16 protein-coding genes and 1 pseudogene are annotated in these 14,513 nt (G+C 40.2%); 8 read left to right on the top strand and 9 right to left on the bottom strand.

Features of this window, described 5'->3' with window-relative positions; all coding sequences use genetic code 11:
• Positions 1-151 precede the first annotated feature (151 nt).
• The 6 genes from lsrA (at position 152) to lsrG (ending at position 6,021) form a co-directional block, all read left to right on the top strand.
• Positions 152-1,687 (top strand): autoinducer 2 ABC transporter ATP-binding protein LsrA, encoded by a 1,536-nt coding sequence (lsrA, locus tag CKY02_RS07060; protein ID WP_112894742.1) that lies wholly within the window; start codon positions 152-154, stop codon positions 1,685-1,687.
• Positions 1,681-2,682: an autoinducer 2 ABC transporter permease LsrC gene (gene lsrC, locus CKY02_RS07055; protein WP_112894741.1), complete on the top strand. Its 1,002-nt coding sequence runs from the start codon at positions 1,681-1,683 to the stop codon at positions 2,680-2,682. The genes lsrA and lsrC overlap by 7 nt, the downstream gene beginning before the upstream one ends.
• Positions 2,682-3,683, top strand: a complete 1,002-nt coding sequence (lsrD, locus tag CKY02_RS07050; RefSeq protein ID WP_112894740.1) for an autoinducer 2 ABC transporter permease LsrD — start codon at positions 2,682-2,684, stop codon at positions 3,681-3,683. Before lsrC ends, lsrD begins: the two co-directional genes overlap by 1 nt.
• A 62-nt stretch (positions 3,684-3,745) precedes the next feature.
• Positions 3,746-4,765 carry an autoinducer 2 ABC transporter substrate-binding protein LsrB gene (gene lsrB, locus CKY02_RS07045; RefSeq protein WP_112894750.1) on the top strand — a complete coding sequence of 340 codons (1,020 nt, stop codon included), beginning with the start codon at positions 3,746-3,748 and terminating at the stop codon, positions 4,763-4,765.
• Positions 4,766-4,833: 68 nt separating this feature from the next.
• The gene (lsrF, locus tag CKY02_RS07040) at positions 4,834-5,709 is read left to right on the top strand and encodes a 3-hydroxy-5-phosphonooxypentane-2,4-dione thiolase (RefSeq protein ID WP_112894739.1); all 876 of its coding nucleotides are present in this window, start codon (positions 4,834-4,836) and stop codon (positions 5,707-5,709) included.
• Between the two features lie 12 nt (positions 5,710-5,721).
• Positions 5,722-6,021 carry a (4S)-4-hydroxy-5-phosphonooxypentane-2,3-dione isomerase gene (lsrG, locus tag CKY02_RS07035; RefSeq protein WP_112894738.1) on the top strand — a complete coding sequence of 100 codons (300 nt, stop codon included), beginning with the start codon at positions 5,722-5,724 and terminating at the stop codon, positions 6,019-6,021.
• A gap of 239 nt (positions 6,022-6,260) precedes the next feature.
• Here lsrG and CKY02_RS07030 read toward each other — a convergent pair whose 3' ends face one another.
• The 3 genes from CKY02_RS07030 to CKY02_RS24415 are packed head-to-tail and all read right to left on the bottom strand — an operon-like array spanning position 6,261 to position 7,224.
• Positions 6,261-6,773, bottom strand: coding sequence for an MbcA/ParS/Xre antitoxin family protein (locus CKY02_RS07030; RefSeq protein ID WP_112894737.1), 513 nt, complete (start codon positions 6,771-6,773; stop codon positions 6,261-6,263).
• Positions 6,770-7,084 carry an antitoxin of toxin-antitoxin stability system gene (locus CKY02_RS07025; protein WP_112894736.1) on the bottom strand — a complete coding sequence of 105 codons (315 nt, stop codon included), beginning with the start codon at positions 7,082-7,084 and terminating at the stop codon, positions 6,770-6,772. Before CKY02_RS07025 ends, CKY02_RS07030 begins: the two co-directional genes overlap by 4 nt.
• Positions 7,045-7,224 carry a hypothetical protein gene (locus CKY02_RS24415; protein WP_162120151.1) on the bottom strand — a complete coding sequence of 60 codons (180 nt, stop codon included), beginning with the start codon at positions 7,222-7,224 and terminating at the stop codon, positions 7,045-7,047. Before CKY02_RS24415 ends, CKY02_RS07025 begins: the two co-directional genes overlap by 40 nt.
• A 647-nt stretch (positions 7,225-7,871) precedes the next feature.
• Here CKY02_RS24415 and CKY02_RS07015 point away from each other — a divergent pair.
• Positions 7,872-8,351, top strand: a complete 480-nt coding sequence (locus CKY02_RS07015) for an Hcp family type VI secretion system effector (RefSeq protein ID WP_036813932.1) — start codon at positions 7,872-7,874, stop codon at positions 8,349-8,351.
• An 85-nt stretch (positions 8,352-8,436) separates the two neighbouring features.
• Here CKY02_RS07015 and CKY02_RS07010 read toward each other — a convergent pair whose 3' ends face one another.
• Genes CKY02_RS07010 through CKY02_RS06995 form a run of 4 tightly spaced genes read right to left on the bottom strand, consistent with a single transcriptional unit; the run spans position 8,437 to position 10,317 of the window.
• The gene (locus CKY02_RS07010) at positions 8,437-8,847 is read right to left on the bottom strand and encodes a hypothetical protein (protein WP_146747399.1); all 411 of its coding nucleotides are present in this window, start codon (positions 8,845-8,847) and stop codon (positions 8,437-8,439) included.
• Positions 8,840-9,193, bottom strand: a complete 354-nt coding sequence (locus CKY02_RS07005; protein ID WP_112894734.1) for a hypothetical protein — start codon at positions 9,191-9,193, stop codon at positions 8,840-8,842. Before CKY02_RS07005 ends, CKY02_RS07010 begins: the two co-directional genes overlap by 8 nt.
• A complete protein-coding gene (locus CKY02_RS07000; RefSeq protein ID WP_065390350.1) occupies positions 9,186-9,545 on the bottom strand; it encodes a hypothetical protein in 360 nt (119 codons plus the stop codon). Before CKY02_RS07000 ends, CKY02_RS07005 begins: the two co-directional genes overlap by 8 nt.
• On the bottom strand, positions 9,538-10,317 hold the full coding sequence (locus tag CKY02_RS06995) for a DUF4225 domain-containing protein (RefSeq protein ID WP_112894733.1): 780 nt from the start codon (positions 10,315-10,317) through the stop codon (positions 9,538-9,540). Before CKY02_RS06995 ends, CKY02_RS07000 begins: the two co-directional genes overlap by 8 nt.
• A gap of 727 nt (positions 10,318-11,044) precedes the next feature.
• On the opposite strand from CKY02_RS06995, the pseudogene CKY02_RS06990 reads away from it, so the two are divergent.
• Positions 11,045-11,329 (top strand): annotated as a pseudogene (locus tag CKY02_RS06990) (helix-turn-helix transcriptional regulator); the annotation flags it as partial.
• 154 nt (positions 11,330-11,483) lie between these two features.
• Here the strand turns inward: CKY02_RS06990 and yfcD are convergent.
• Positions 11,484-12,035, bottom strand: a complete 552-nt coding sequence (yfcD, locus tag CKY02_RS06985) for an NUDIX hydrolase YfcD (RefSeq protein ID WP_112894732.1) — start codon at positions 12,033-12,035, stop codon at positions 11,484-11,486.
• Between the two features lie 344 nt (positions 12,036-12,379).
• Positions 12,380-14,257, bottom strand: a complete 1,878-nt coding sequence (locus CKY02_RS06980) for a lipase family protein (protein ID WP_112894731.1) — start codon at positions 14,255-14,257, stop codon at positions 12,380-12,382.
• Between the last annotated feature and the right edge of the window lie 256 nt (positions 14,258-14,513).

The following is a 14,513-nucleotide window of genomic DNA, read 5'->3' as shown; positions in this document are numbered from 1 at the left end:
ACAATTCAATGAATATATAAATTTTTCACAAAGTGTGATTTAAATATTGCCAAGTTCACAATTTAACAGCTACCATGTTGAACAATTGTTTTTTAAATATATAAATGTTCATTTTGTTTGCCTCCGCACCCGCATGTAAGAGGATGCCGCGATGTTACATAACAACACCGCAGTACCACCGCTATTAGAAGTCAGTGGCACCAGTAAGCAATTTTCCGGCGTAATGGTACTGAAACATATTGATTTTACGCTGTTTCCAGGGCAGATACATGCTCTGTTAGGAGGTAATGGTGCAGGCAAATCAACACTGATGAAGATTATTGCCGGTATCGAACAGCCGGATAAAGGCACGCTCAAGATTAGTGGTAATCATGTTAGCCATCTTAATCCCACTAAAGCCCATCAACTCGGTATTTATCTGATACCACAAGAACCATTGCTATTTCCGAATTTGTCTGTACAGGAAAACATCCTGTTTCGTCTGCCAAAGCATCAGGTAGATAAGTCTAAAATGAAACAGCTATTGGCATTACTTGGCTGTCAATTAGATCTACATGTCAGTGCTAGCAGCCTTAATGTTGCCGATCAACAACTAGTCGAAATTATGCGTGGCCTGATGCGTAATTCGAAAATCTTAATCCTTGATGAACCTACCGCCTCCCTGACACCAGTAGAAACCGAACGCCTATTTGCCCAACTCCGCGGGTTACAACAGCAAGGTGTCGGCATCATTTTTATTTCCCACAAAATCCCTGAAATTTACCAATTAGCGGATCAAGTCAGTGTCATGCGCGACGGCAGTATTGCTTTAAGTGGCAAAATCCACGATTACACAACCGATGATATTATTCAGGCCATTACACCAATCACAAAAAATCAGCCATTAAATGGCACCCCAAAATTGGGCCTGGATCTTAGCAATAACCAGCACCAGACAGTACCTGATCGACCAATACTGACAGTCACCAAACTGAGCGGCGAGGGTTTCTGCAATATCACCTTCTCAGTGAAACCTGGTGAAATTCTTGGCTTGGCCGGAGTTGTTGGTGCAGGCCGTACAGAACTGGCTGAAACACTTTATGGTCTGCGCCCTGCGATATCCGGTGAAATCAAGTTAAAACAACATCCTATTAATGGGCTAAAAACTGCTCAACGTCTGGCTCAGGGTTTGGTTTATTTGCCGGAAGATCGACAGTCATCAGGATTATTTCTGGATTCATCACTCGGCTGGAATATCTGCTCACTAACCCACAACCGCAATACATTCTGGATACGTCCTGCCTATGACACAGCGGTACTTGAACGCTATTGCCAAATCCTAAATATCAAATTCAGCCATATTAACCAACCGATCAAAACGCTGTCCGGCGGTAATCAACAAAAAATTCTGATTGCTAAATGTCTGGAAGCTCACCCCGCAGTCCTTATTATTGATGAACCTACACGTGGAGTGGATGTCGCGGCACGCAATGATATTTACCAGCTGATTCGTCATATCGCCCAACAGCAAGTGGCGATTATTTTTATTTCATCGGATCTGGATGAAGTGGTTCGAATAGCTGATCGGGTATTAGTCATGCATCAGGGAGAAATCAATGGCGAGTTAACTAAGCAACAGATGGATGTTGACACCATTATGCATATCGCCTTCGGCGAACATAAACCACAACAGGCGGCATCATGTTGAAACTTATCCAGAATAACCGAGAAATTACCGCATTGATTGCCATTCTCTGCCTGTTTGGCTTACTCAGTGTTATCGACCACCAGTACTTTAGCTTACAAACTGTCACCCTCGTTTTTAGCAGTGCGCAGATCCTTATCTTGCTTGCAATGGGGGCAACACTGGTCATGCTGACTCGCAATATTGATGTCTCTGTCGGCTCCATTGTCGGCTTATGCGCGGTCATTATGGGAATGTCACTGAATGCCGGCTTTAGCCTGCCCGTTTCCTGCCTGTTGACTCTTCTGCTCGGCATGTGTGCCGGATTCTTCAATGGTGCATTGGTCACCTGGCTGAAAATTCCCGCGATCGTTACCACCCTCGGCACGTTGGGGCTTTACCGTGGGCTAATGTTATTGCTTACTGACGGTAAATGGATTGAAGGCTTACCAAGCGAATTAAAGCGCCTTTCCGCACCTTTATGGCTCAATATCTCACCTATCGGTTGGCTGTTAATGATCCTGATATTAGCAATGGCGTGGATACTAGCAAAAACCCCATTTGGCCGAAGCTTTTACGCCACAGGAGACAACCTGCAAGGCGCTCGTCAACTGGGCGTTCGTACAGATAGCATTCAAATTATCGCCTTCTCCGTGAATGGTGTCATGGCAGCGCTGGCCGGAATTGTTTTTGCTTCCCAAATTGGTTTTATCCCAAATCAGACCGGCAGTGGGCTGGAAATGAGAGCTATCGCCGCTTGTGTGCTAGGCGGTATCAGTCTGCTTGGCGGCACCGGTACAGTGATCGGCGCTATTTTAGGCGCATTTTTCCTGACGCAGATAAACAGCGGATTAATACTGCTAAAACTCCCTGCCTGGTGGAACGATTTTATTGCCGGATTTGTTCTGCTGGCGGTGTTGATTTTTGATGGACGCCTTCGTTGTGCCATCGAAAAAAATATCCGCCAACAAAAATATGCCCGTTTCCTCAAAAATGACAAAAGTAATCAGGTGACATAATGAATATCGGTCAACGTTATGGCTGGGAATTGGCCTTAGCCGCATTACTGATTATTGAAATTCTGCTATTTGGCATAGCAAACCCACGCATGCTGGATATTAATATATTGTTGCTGAGTACCAGTGATTTTATCTGTATCGGGATTGTGGCCTTGCCACTGACTATGGTTATTGTCAGTGGGGGTATTGATATTTCATTTGGCTCAACCATTGGTCTGTGCGCGATATCGCTCGGCGTGATGAATCAGGCCGGTATTCCAATGGCCGCCGCTATTCCACTGACGCTATTAGTCGGTGCAATATGTGGAATAATCAATGCGGCACTCATTTTATATACCGGCATTAACCCACTGGTTATCACACTCGGTACTCTATATCTGTTCGGTGGCAGTGCCCTGCTGCTTTCCGGCATCTCCGGTGCGACTGGTTACGAAGGTATTGGTGGCTTTCCACAAGCATTGACTGATTTTGCCAATTTGACTGTGTTTGGCCTACCCATGCCATTGATGCTATTTCTACTCTGTCTCCTTATTTTCTGGCTGTTCATGCATCGTACCCACAGTGGACGCAATATTTTTCTGATTGGACAAAGCAGTAAAGTTGCCCGTTACGCGGCAATTCCTGTTGCCCGAACCCTATATCTTCTCTATACCCTGACCGGCATAGCTTCTGCTATCGCCGCCATTGTATTAGTTTCTTATTTTGGATCAGCGCGCTCTGACCTCGGTGCGTCATTTCTGATGCCAGCCATCACCGCGGTAGTATTGGGCGGAGCCAATATTTACGGTGGTTCAGGTTCAATTATCGGCACCGCGCTGGCTATATTATTAATTGGTTATTTACAACAGGGGTTACAAATGGCTGGCGTCCCCAGTCAGGTATCCAGTGCCCTTGCCGGTGCCCTGTTGATTATTGCCGTAGTAGGACGTTCCATCAGCTTGCACCACCACCAAATCCGTGACTGGATACAACGATGGCGAAATCAGAGATTGTCTTCATAAACCTACAGATTGAATTTTATGACATTACAGTCCCTCTGAAACCCAACAATATGGAGAGAGTAATGAAAACCCTAATCCTGAAAAAACTGGCTCTAATTAGCCTGTTAAGTCTGGCTTGCGCCTCTTGGGTACACGCCGCCGAAAGAATCGCTTTCATCCCTAAACTGGTCGGTGTCGGCTTTTTTACCAGTGGCGGCCAAGGTGCGGTAGCCGCCGGGAAAGCCTTGGGTGTCAATGTGACCTATGATGGGCCAACAGAACCCAGTGTTGCCGGGCAAGTTCAGCTTATCAACAACTTTGTGAACCAAGGCTATAACGCTATTGTGGTCTCTGCGGTTTCACCGGATGGCCTGTGCCCCGCGTTGAAACGCGCCATGCAACGGGGAGTGAAAATCCTGACTTGGGATTCAGACACTTCACCGGAATGCCGTTCAATTTATATTAACCAAGGAACGCCAAACCAACTGGGCGGAATGCTGGTGGATATGGCTGCCAATCAGGTGCAAAAAAAGCAAGCCAAGGTCGCGTTTTTCTACTCCAGCCCAACGGTCACTGACCAGAACCAATGGGTAAAAGAAGCTAAAGATAAAATTGCCGCGGAACATCCAGGTTGGGAAATTGTTACCACCCAGTTTGGTTATAACGATGCAACCAAATCCTTACAAACAGCAGAAGGGATTTTAAAAGCCTGGAGTGACCTGGACGCCATTATTGCCCCGGATGCCAATGCCCTGCCAGCCGCGGCACAGGCAGCAGAAAATCTGAAACGACAAGATGTTGCGATTGTAGGTTTCAGCACCCCCAATGTCATGCGTCCTTATGTTGAACGCGGAACCGTCAAGCAATTCGGGCTATGGGATGTGGTTAATCAAGGCAAAATTTCAATCCATGTCGCTAATGAATTACTCAAGAAGGGTGATTTAAATGTCGGCGATAAACTAGATATTCCCGATATTGGCATTGTTGAAGTTGTACCAAACCGCGTTCAGGGTTACCGCTATGAAGCCAAAGGAAACGGTATTGTTGTTCTGCCTGAACGGGTCATTTTCACCAAAGACAATATCAATCAATACGATTTCTAATACTACTGTCCAGCAATCTCTGCCATGCAGGGTTGCTGGCCCAATGTAAGTGAGTTAGGAGAAGAAAAATGGCAGATTTAGATGATATTAAAGATGGTAAAGATTTTGGTATTGATATCCCGCAGAAGAACAGCCTGTTTGAACTGAAAGGTTGCGGCGCACTGGACTGGGGAATGCAATCACGACTTTCACGCATTTTTAATCCCAAAACCAATCGAACGGTGATGTTGGCTTTCGACCACGGTTATTTTCAGGGGCCAACAACCGGGCTTGAACGCATCGATATCAATATTGCTCCGCTGTTTTCCCATACCGATGTCTTGATGTGTACCCGTGGTATTTTGCGTAGCCAAGTTCCACCCGCGACCAACAAACCGGTGGTCTTGCGTGCTTCCGGCGCCAACTCGATTCTGACGGAGCTGTCCAATGAGGCGGTCGCGGTTGCGATGGAAGATGCTTTACGCCTGAATGTTTGTGCAGTAGCTGCTCAGGTCTATATCGGCTCTGAATATGAGCATCAATCAATTAAGAACATTATCAAATTAGTCGATCAGGGAATGCGTTACGGTATGCCAACGATGGCAGTTACCGGCGTTGGTAAAGATATGGTTCGGGATCAGCGCTATTTTTCTCTGGCAACGCGAATTGCGGCCGAAATGGGCGCGCAAATTATTAAAACTTACTATGTCGATACTGGCTTTGAACGTATTGCCAGTGGATGTCCAGTTCCTATTGTGATTGCAGGTGGTAAAAAGCTACCAGAAAAAGAGGCTCTAGAGATGTGTTACCAGGCCATTGATCAAGGGGCTGCCGGTGTTGATATGGGCCGTAATATATTCCAATCCGAAGCACCGGTTGCCATGTTAAAAGCGGTTCAAGCCGTTGTACATCAGAATGAGGGTGCCAGCAAAGCTTACGAGTTATTTTTAAGTGAAAAACAATAAGGAGAAATTGAGATGCACGTAACTTTGGTTGAAATTAATGTTAAGCAGGATAAATTAGACGAATTTATTGAAATTTTTCGCCTTAATCATCTGGGATCAATTAAAGAAGCAGGCAATTTACGTTTTGATGTATTACGGGACGAAAATATCCCTACCCGCTTTTATATTTATGAAGCCTATGTTGATGAAAAAGCGGCTAACACACACAAGCAAACCCCTCATTATCTGAAATGTGTTGAACAACTTGAATCCCTAATGTCTGGACCCAGGAAGAAGAGATCGTTTATTGGTGTGATGCCAGAAATAAAATAAATATACCCGTCATCTTTCAAACTGCCTCTTTTTGGCTGCACCCACCCACCCCGGTCACATAGTTACCTATGCTCCCGGGGATTCACTCCCTTGCCGTCGCGATGCATCTTGAAATCCATAGGGTATAAAACACTTCAATATAACGATAAAATATAACATCGTTTAAATCACTAAATTACCCGGGATAAAATATCCTACCCGGGGATTTTGACGCTCCTTGTAATTTTTGGTCTTTTCTCTTAACCATGCCCACCCCCTTCCAATTCTTCCCTAACGGCAATAAGTACTTGCTCTGGCATTGTTCTCAGAACTTCTTTGGGTTTCTTATTACCTAACCAACTATTATTCGAACCAAACCAAATAGCCAATCCCCAAGAGGTTTTCTTATCACCAAATAATGTGATGATTTTCTTAATAATATCAAGCGGTTTAAAATCTTCATCTAAAGCATATTGAGGAAAATAATCTTTACCATCAATCGTAATCGCAAAAATCTTATTACTGTTTTTCCATCTGTTTGGCCCTACACTCTTATTGCTGGATTTAAACCCATATCCATTTGAAACAGCCTCTGAGGTCAACCAGATTGAATCTGATAGGATTGACTCCTTTAAAGCTTTTCGACGTGCTGAGAAACGAGCGTCACGATCTTGCTTCTGTGCAGATGATAGTTTCCTGACAGAATTATCTGCCTTTATCTTATTGAACTCTTTCTTTTTGGGTTGAATCCTAGGTTCTGCTTTCTGATTCACTTTTTTATCGGCCTTAAGTACAGGGAACCATGTTTGAGTTTCGTTGCCATCTCAGTAGCAACCTGATCCATATCCAAACCTTCACCAGTAAAATTGGCTGGAATATTTTTTAACTCAGTTGTCCCTCGTTGAGCAAACTCAACAAAATTAATAATCTCTTCATACATATGTGCAGACACGGCATAAAACTGAATCTGATTGTTTGATGAGACAGCAATAGCATCTCCTTGGGCTTCCGCCAAAGCCGCGCTAGGATTGGCTTTGAACTTGCTTATGGGTATGGTGTAACCACACATAACCTTCTGTAACATATATACCCGTTATCTTTCAAGTTGCCTCTTTGTTGGCTGCACTCACTCACCCCGGTCACATAGTTACCTATGCTCCCGGGGATTCGTTCCCTTGCCGTCGCGATGCATCTTGAAATCCATAGGGTATAGAATACCTCCACTTAACATGGTCACATATAGTTCTAAATTTAGATCCAAGTATAGCTCTATATTTGGAGACCACTAACATCTCGTAGATTAATAAATTATTAATTTACAGGGTTCTCATAATAAACCAGTACACTCTGATCATGTTTTTACTTCTCAGGACTATACTGTGAAGCAGTATATATTTGCAACCAGAAGGGCTAACGTAGCATAAATATTCCTCATTCTCTTCCACGTTCTTTCTTTATAAACCTCTATTCATATTTATCCTCCAGAAATAACGCTACGTTTTCCTTGCTTATCACTAAAATCAACAAGTAATAATTCCCAACAGAATCTCTCAAAGTCATAATCTGCATTACTGAATATCGTGTTAATAATACCGATATCGCCAATAAACAATTGCTTTAAAACCAACCAAAAAGGTTGACTTTTGATCGAATTGCGCTATTTTTGAGGAATGGAAAGAGCCTTGATTAGCATTCTCCTCTTTGATACTAACTTGGAATATTTTTAAATATGCTTTCCAAACAGGCAAGCATACTTATGTTTTACCTTCTTGGCAGCATGACGAAAGTTAGAAGAAAGAGAGATGAGTCTGAAAACCAAACTACTTTCTTATCTACATCATTCATACCAATGACATAGGAGTAAATATATTTTGGCTGACTTAATCTATCTGACGATAAAAGGGAAAAATCAGGGACTCATCTCCGCAGGTTGTTCATCAATTGACTCGATTGGTAATAAATACCAAGTTAACCATCAAGATGAAATTCTGGTTTACGGTTTGAGCCACTCAATGTTACGTAAGAAAAACGTTAAACATCAACCGGTGATAATTAGAAAACCCGTTGATAAATCAACGCCTCTGTTAGGTGTTGCAATTTCCAATAATGAAGTAATGGATTGTTTTATTAACCATTATAGGACAAGTTTAAATGGAGGATTAGAATTATATTTTAATTTAAAGCTAATCGGAGCTCAAATATTGGAATACAGTGTACTCCATCCCAACTCTTTAGAAAATAATGACCAGCAACCTCAAGAAACGCTATCGTTAATATATAAAAGTATAACGTGGAACCATATTATCGCAGGAACCGGCGGTTATAGTATATGGGAAGATACGGTATATTAACTCTCAATAAAATACCACCTCCCAAACGGGAGGTATTTAGATAAACTTCAAAATAAACTTCACTCTGTAATCCATTGAATAAATATCAATTCTTTTCTTTTTCTTTTTCTTTTTCTTTTTCTTTTTCTTTTTCTTTTTCTTTTTCTTTTTCTTTTTCTTTTTCTTTTTCTTTTTCTTTTTCTTCACTATCAGGTTTATTCATAGTAAGAAGACAAGAATATGCAATTGCAAAAAACAAAGCACCAAACCGGATTGATCTATAATCATAAATACTAAAATAATGTGGAAATATATATACCAGTACACCGCCATTTACAGCAATGTTATGCTGTACAGTATTAACAATCACAAAGATAACAGTAAAAAGCACCGTTCGAATATAACCCCTTACATATTCCCTCAACTTAAACAGTACAATAAGCACCAAAATAGACATTGCGTAATAAATAATTACAAAAAAGATATTATAATTGGATAACGTTATACCATCACTCATCTTTTTCACCATTATCTCTGCTTTCCTTTTCTTTACTATAGGGTCTATCTATAAGAATAAGACAAGGATATAAAAATATAAGAAAATTCGCACCATATCTAATTGAATCATAATCGTCAATGCTAAAATAATGTGGGAATATATATACCAGCACACCACCATTTACAAAAATACCATATTGAATAGCACCAACAACCACAATAATAACAGTAAAAATCACCTCTCTAATATAGCCCCTGACATATTCACTCAGCTTAAACAGTACAATAAGCACCAAAATAGACATTACGTAATAAATAATTACAAAAAAGACATTGTAATAGGATAATGTCACATCATCATTCATTTTTTTCACCATCATTTCCACTTTGCTTTTCTCTTTCCTCACGATCAAATTTGCTCACAGGCATCAGACAGCAATATACAATAAAGAAAAACAAAGCACCAAACCGAATTGAGCTATAATCATAAATACTAAAATAATGTGGATATATATATATCAGAACGCCGCCATTTAATAAAATATTATATTGAATAACAGTAAAAACCAAAAGAATAACAGTAAAAACAACCGCTTGAATATAAATTTTTACGTACCCCCTCAACTTAAACAGTACAATAAGCACGAAAATAGACATTGTGTAATAAATAATTACAAAAAAGACATTGTAATAGGATAATGTCACATCATCATTCATTTTTCTCACCTTTAGAAATCGAATAAATACCGAAACTAGTCACAAGATCACCAGTAATCTCAGCAAGCAAAGGTATCCTCCCCATCACCTGCCACCCTCTGATGTAATCAGTTTTTATATACCGAAATAAACGAAAAGTTCCGGGCCTCACAACAGATCTTGCCATTCCGTACCCAGACAACGCCAGATCTACATAGCCGTAAACTCTATCACCATCAGCTCCACTATAACCAAGGGTTTTAGCTGCATCACGATAAACATCTCTTACCGGACCTGAAACCTCTTTTCTTAATAACAGGTAATACCCATTCTCATAAACATTATTTCCTCCCTGTATCAGTAGAGGTACACCAAAACCGGCACAAGCGGCGCCAAGAGAGGCCACACATACTCCAAGACCGGCAAAAATCTGAGAACCGCCACTAACAAAACCAATCTGTTTCAAAGTTAAATTGGTTTCTTCATCCTCTTCTTCTTTTTTTTCTTTTTGAACAATCATATATATCTGGCTATCATTCATTAACAGGTCAAATTCCTGTCTCTTCAGGTTATCTATTTCATCTTGCAAGATTGCAATACCACCATCAACAGACAAGCAATTTGTACCTATCTCATGATTAACCGTTCTGATGAGTTCATTTATTTCAAAAAGGAAACGACTTCCGCTTCTAGCATCAGAAAGATATCTAAAATTAAGCTTGGATGATATCTCATGTAATTCTTTAATTTTGAGTTCTAAATAATGCAAACTCTGTCTTGATGAAAACGCCATGTTAAACCTCTATAACTCGTTAATTTTGACTCATACCGATCCCCAAACAATGTGATAACCATTCCATGATCCTGTCCAAAAGAACATTGTAAGCCCTTAACCTTAGAATGCTGATTCTAAACTCCAATGGATAACCGTTATATAAAAAGGTCCTCATCCACGGCTGAATCAGATAGCTATGATTTGGTCCCACATGATCCTAATTCCTGACAATACCTATTAAGGCACTCTAATATCGAGAAATGCTTTTATACCCGCTATCTTTCAAGCTGCCTCTTTGTTGGCTGCACTCACTCACCCCGGTCACATAGTTATCTATGCTCCCGGGGATTCGTTCCCTTGCCGTCGCGATGCAACTTGAAATCCATAGGGTATATCATAGCGAATACCCAGATTATCTGGGCCATACAATATCTTTCACTACTTCTACCAAATCCATTAAATCACAACAATAGAACAACAAATAGTCTTTTCTTTCCCAAATATTCTATTTCTTAAACACCAACCATTATTCAAGCCTGATTTTTTTAAACGCTATCTATTATTCAACAATAACAATTATATCCCCATAGAGTTTCTCATCCCTAAAGAATCCGGTTATTTTCATTAATAAGATCAAGAGGCTTAAAATCTTCATACTCTTTTTACTACCTAATGCGCTTTCAATTCATTGCCCTGCTATGTGCTATTATTTTCTCCCTTACACGATTAGAGCTTCATTTAAAATTTGGATGAGCCGCTCACATTGGAACAACTGAGTGAGGTAGCGAATTTTTCGCGTTATCACTTTCACAGACAGTTTGCCAATTACTGCGGTATACCGGTAGGACGCTATATCCAATTAATGCGATTAAAGCGTGCTTCCTATCGTCTGGCATTCAATCCGCTAGAAAAAATCATCGATATTGCGTTGGACGCAGGTTTTCAAAACCCGGAATCATTCAGCCGGGCCTTCAAGCAATCATTTGGTCTAACACCAAGCCAGTTCCGTAAACAACCGGCTTGGATAAACGGCACGTTATTAACAGTTTGCCCAAAACCTCGAAAGAACGGTGTGGCCGTATTGGAGGATGGCCGCCAGCCATCCTCCAGCATTTCATCAATAAGAATGTACAACCTCATTAATTTTTACTCAGATTAATTGGATAATTCTTTTTGGACTATTCTCATTTTTTTCTATTGACAATAATTGCATCAAAATCGTTATTACGTGTCAGCCACAGAGAAAGTGCTTTCAGCGAATCAGGAGTGAATTCATCACAGCGAGCGGTTATCTCCTCCGGCGTCAACCAGCACACATCATCAATTTCCGCTTCCTGTAAAGCAAACGGACCATGACTGATGCAACTAAATAATGCGCCACAGATACGGCAATCCTCTGCCTCATAATAAAAACTACCATGTTCTGCAAAAGGCACACCGGCAATACCTAACTCTTCTTCTGCTTCGCGCCGGGCAGAATCCAGCATATTTTCACCCGCCATCACAACACCACCTGCGGTCGCGTCCAGCTTTCCCGGATAAAAATCTTTAGTTACTGTACGATGTTGAACCAAAATCTTTCCCATCCCGTTGTGAACGACAATATAAGTCGCACGGTGTCGTAAACGTTGGGCGCGCATTTGCCGACGCGTAGCCTGAGCAATGACTTCATTATTTTCATTAATGATATCAATCCACTCAACACTCACTACGTTCTCTTGATTCTCTTGTTCCATCTTCAAAAACCTTTTTTATTAGCAGAAAATTGCAAATCTACAAGATGTTTATTTTACTCAAAACAACCAAATCGATAGGGACTCTACGAAGTTATTCGTTTCGGACAACTCATGCAACCTTTTCGCTAAACTTGAAATAGAACTGCAACGAAACTGTAGTCCGATAAGATTTTTACTGGTAATGATAACAGGGTTAATGGCTTCATCTTATCAACCCTGTAAATTAGAAAAGAGAATCTCAACCATCATCCTCATTATGGCGACATTATTTTCTAGCGTTCTATTATTTGGTTATAAATGCCAATTCACTAATCTTAATATTTAATTTATTCACCTTTATTTCATCATAACTCTTTCTCAATCCGTGTGGCAATATTGGTATAACGCGTTAAGGCCAAAATACCCTGTTTATCTTGTAGAGTATCGATAAGTGCTTGCTCTAACTGGTTATCCATATTCAAAAATAGTGTATTACGTTGCCGAATATCAGGAACAATATCACTCCTTTCATTCATTGTATTTTCAAATAATTTCTTCTGATCTTGATAAAAATAATATTTGTCTGGCACAAACAACTCTGCAATTCGATCTCCAATGTAATGAATATATTTAAGCATACGATGATCAGGCACCCCCAAGGCATATTTCAAAGTTGGGTTTGCATTACGTGGAAACCACTTATTCTTATCAGCGTCGCTTATCTGTTTAAAAAATTCTTTCTGAATCTCCAATGCTACCTTAATATTATCTTTCGTTTCATGATTCAATGACGGAATCAAATACAATTTTGCCATGACAGGTAATATTTCCGTGAGCCGTATAAGATCGTTTGAATCACTCTTTTTTAAAGTTTCAATAATAAGATCAGCTTTATAAAAATGAACTATTTCCCCATGATGTAAGAAAACTTCCTGACCTTTTGTCAGACCCAATAATTCAATGGTACTAAATAGATAACCTAATGGTCCCCAATAATTATAAAGCCAGTTATCCAAATCTTTTTCCGGCGGCATAGAGGGAACCAAATCATTTTCATTCACATGACGGTAATGTGTAATATCTTCCAATTCTTGTACCGCACTACGGGTTAATGTTCGCGGCATCCCATAACTATATAAACAAGGATGATATTTTTTCAGTTGGGCACTATGCAATAACCCTAAAGCGCCCCCCAAACTATGTCCACAAACAAATACGTTTCGGTTTTTAGCTAAATCAATAATTTTATCAAACACATTTTCATCAGAACCGGGAGCTTTTAACTGACCAATAAGATTAAATGCCTCCCAAAATCCCCTATGAACTTTACCATTATTAATAAAACCACTGCATACACCATCTGGTTCACAACCCAATTTCAATGGTTGATACATAATATCAGTAATGGCGTCATCAACACTCGCCGTTCCCCGCCAGCTAACAATAATTTCCTGTTGATTAGCGACATAAAATAACTCCGTATCTCCTATCCCACTTTCACCCGCTTTTGAATCAATAAATACAACATCAGTATAACGTTCACTAAATGGCACATCATAAACAATGGGAGTACGCGATATTTTTTCCACCTTACTCGGTAATTGAGATATATCCAGCATTTGTCGGTTAAAAAAATGAGTAATAGAACCTGCTATATCAACATTATCATCAAAATATGACAGCAATCCCATTAATGCCAAATTATAAGCATTCACCAGGGAATAATCTTTCTGATGATGTAACAATAGTACCCATGCACGAAACGGACATACTTCCAAAACATACCGGCAGTTTGTTGAGAGAACCCGAAAACCTTTCGGTACCGAATCTGGGAAATGATAACGTGGCGGTTTCTCTTCTATCCATTTATCAATTACAGGCAAATCATCACTTATCTGTCCAATCGTCACATAACGGTATTGATGACCTTCCGTTTCTGCTTTTGGTTGGACAACTGATGCCCTAATACTGCGTTTTTCCCGTAATGGACGCTGTTCCATTTCATCAGCTAATGGTTGAGCACTGATATATAACGTTACCGCATCAGATGATAAGCTTTCTTCCCTAAGCAATCCTTGATTATTAGTCACACCTTTGCGTTCATCTCGCAACCTCCCGCTACTTATCAGACGATAAGGCATATTCACTAATGGATTACCTTGTTCATCAACTAATTGAAACTCCACCCAATTTTCTGTCATTTTTTGGCTATCAATAATGTCACGTGGGCATAATTCGCTCATAATTATTATCTCCCTTTTTTTATTCTGGAATATTAATTAGACACTTATTATCAGGTCGATACACTAATAATAGTGGGAGAGAAAATTCATTCACTCAAGTCTGTAATTGTAATAAAATTCAACAAATGCAAAACGAATATAATTATGAAAAACATAAGGTAAAAAATGGCAGCAAAATAACAATGCAGATCATTGATTTATTTAATTTCACAAAAACTAGATCCACAAAAAATAAAAACCATAAATTTATCCCGAC

The sequence above is a fragment of the Photorhabdus bodei genome, from assembly GCF_003287735.1.
GTDB lineage: Bacteria > Pseudomonadota > Gammaproteobacteria > Enterobacterales > Enterobacteriaceae > Photorhabdus > Photorhabdus kayaii.
The sequence above is the reverse complement of the archived record's forward strand: the minus strand, read 5'-3'. Positions and strand labels throughout refer to the sequence as shown.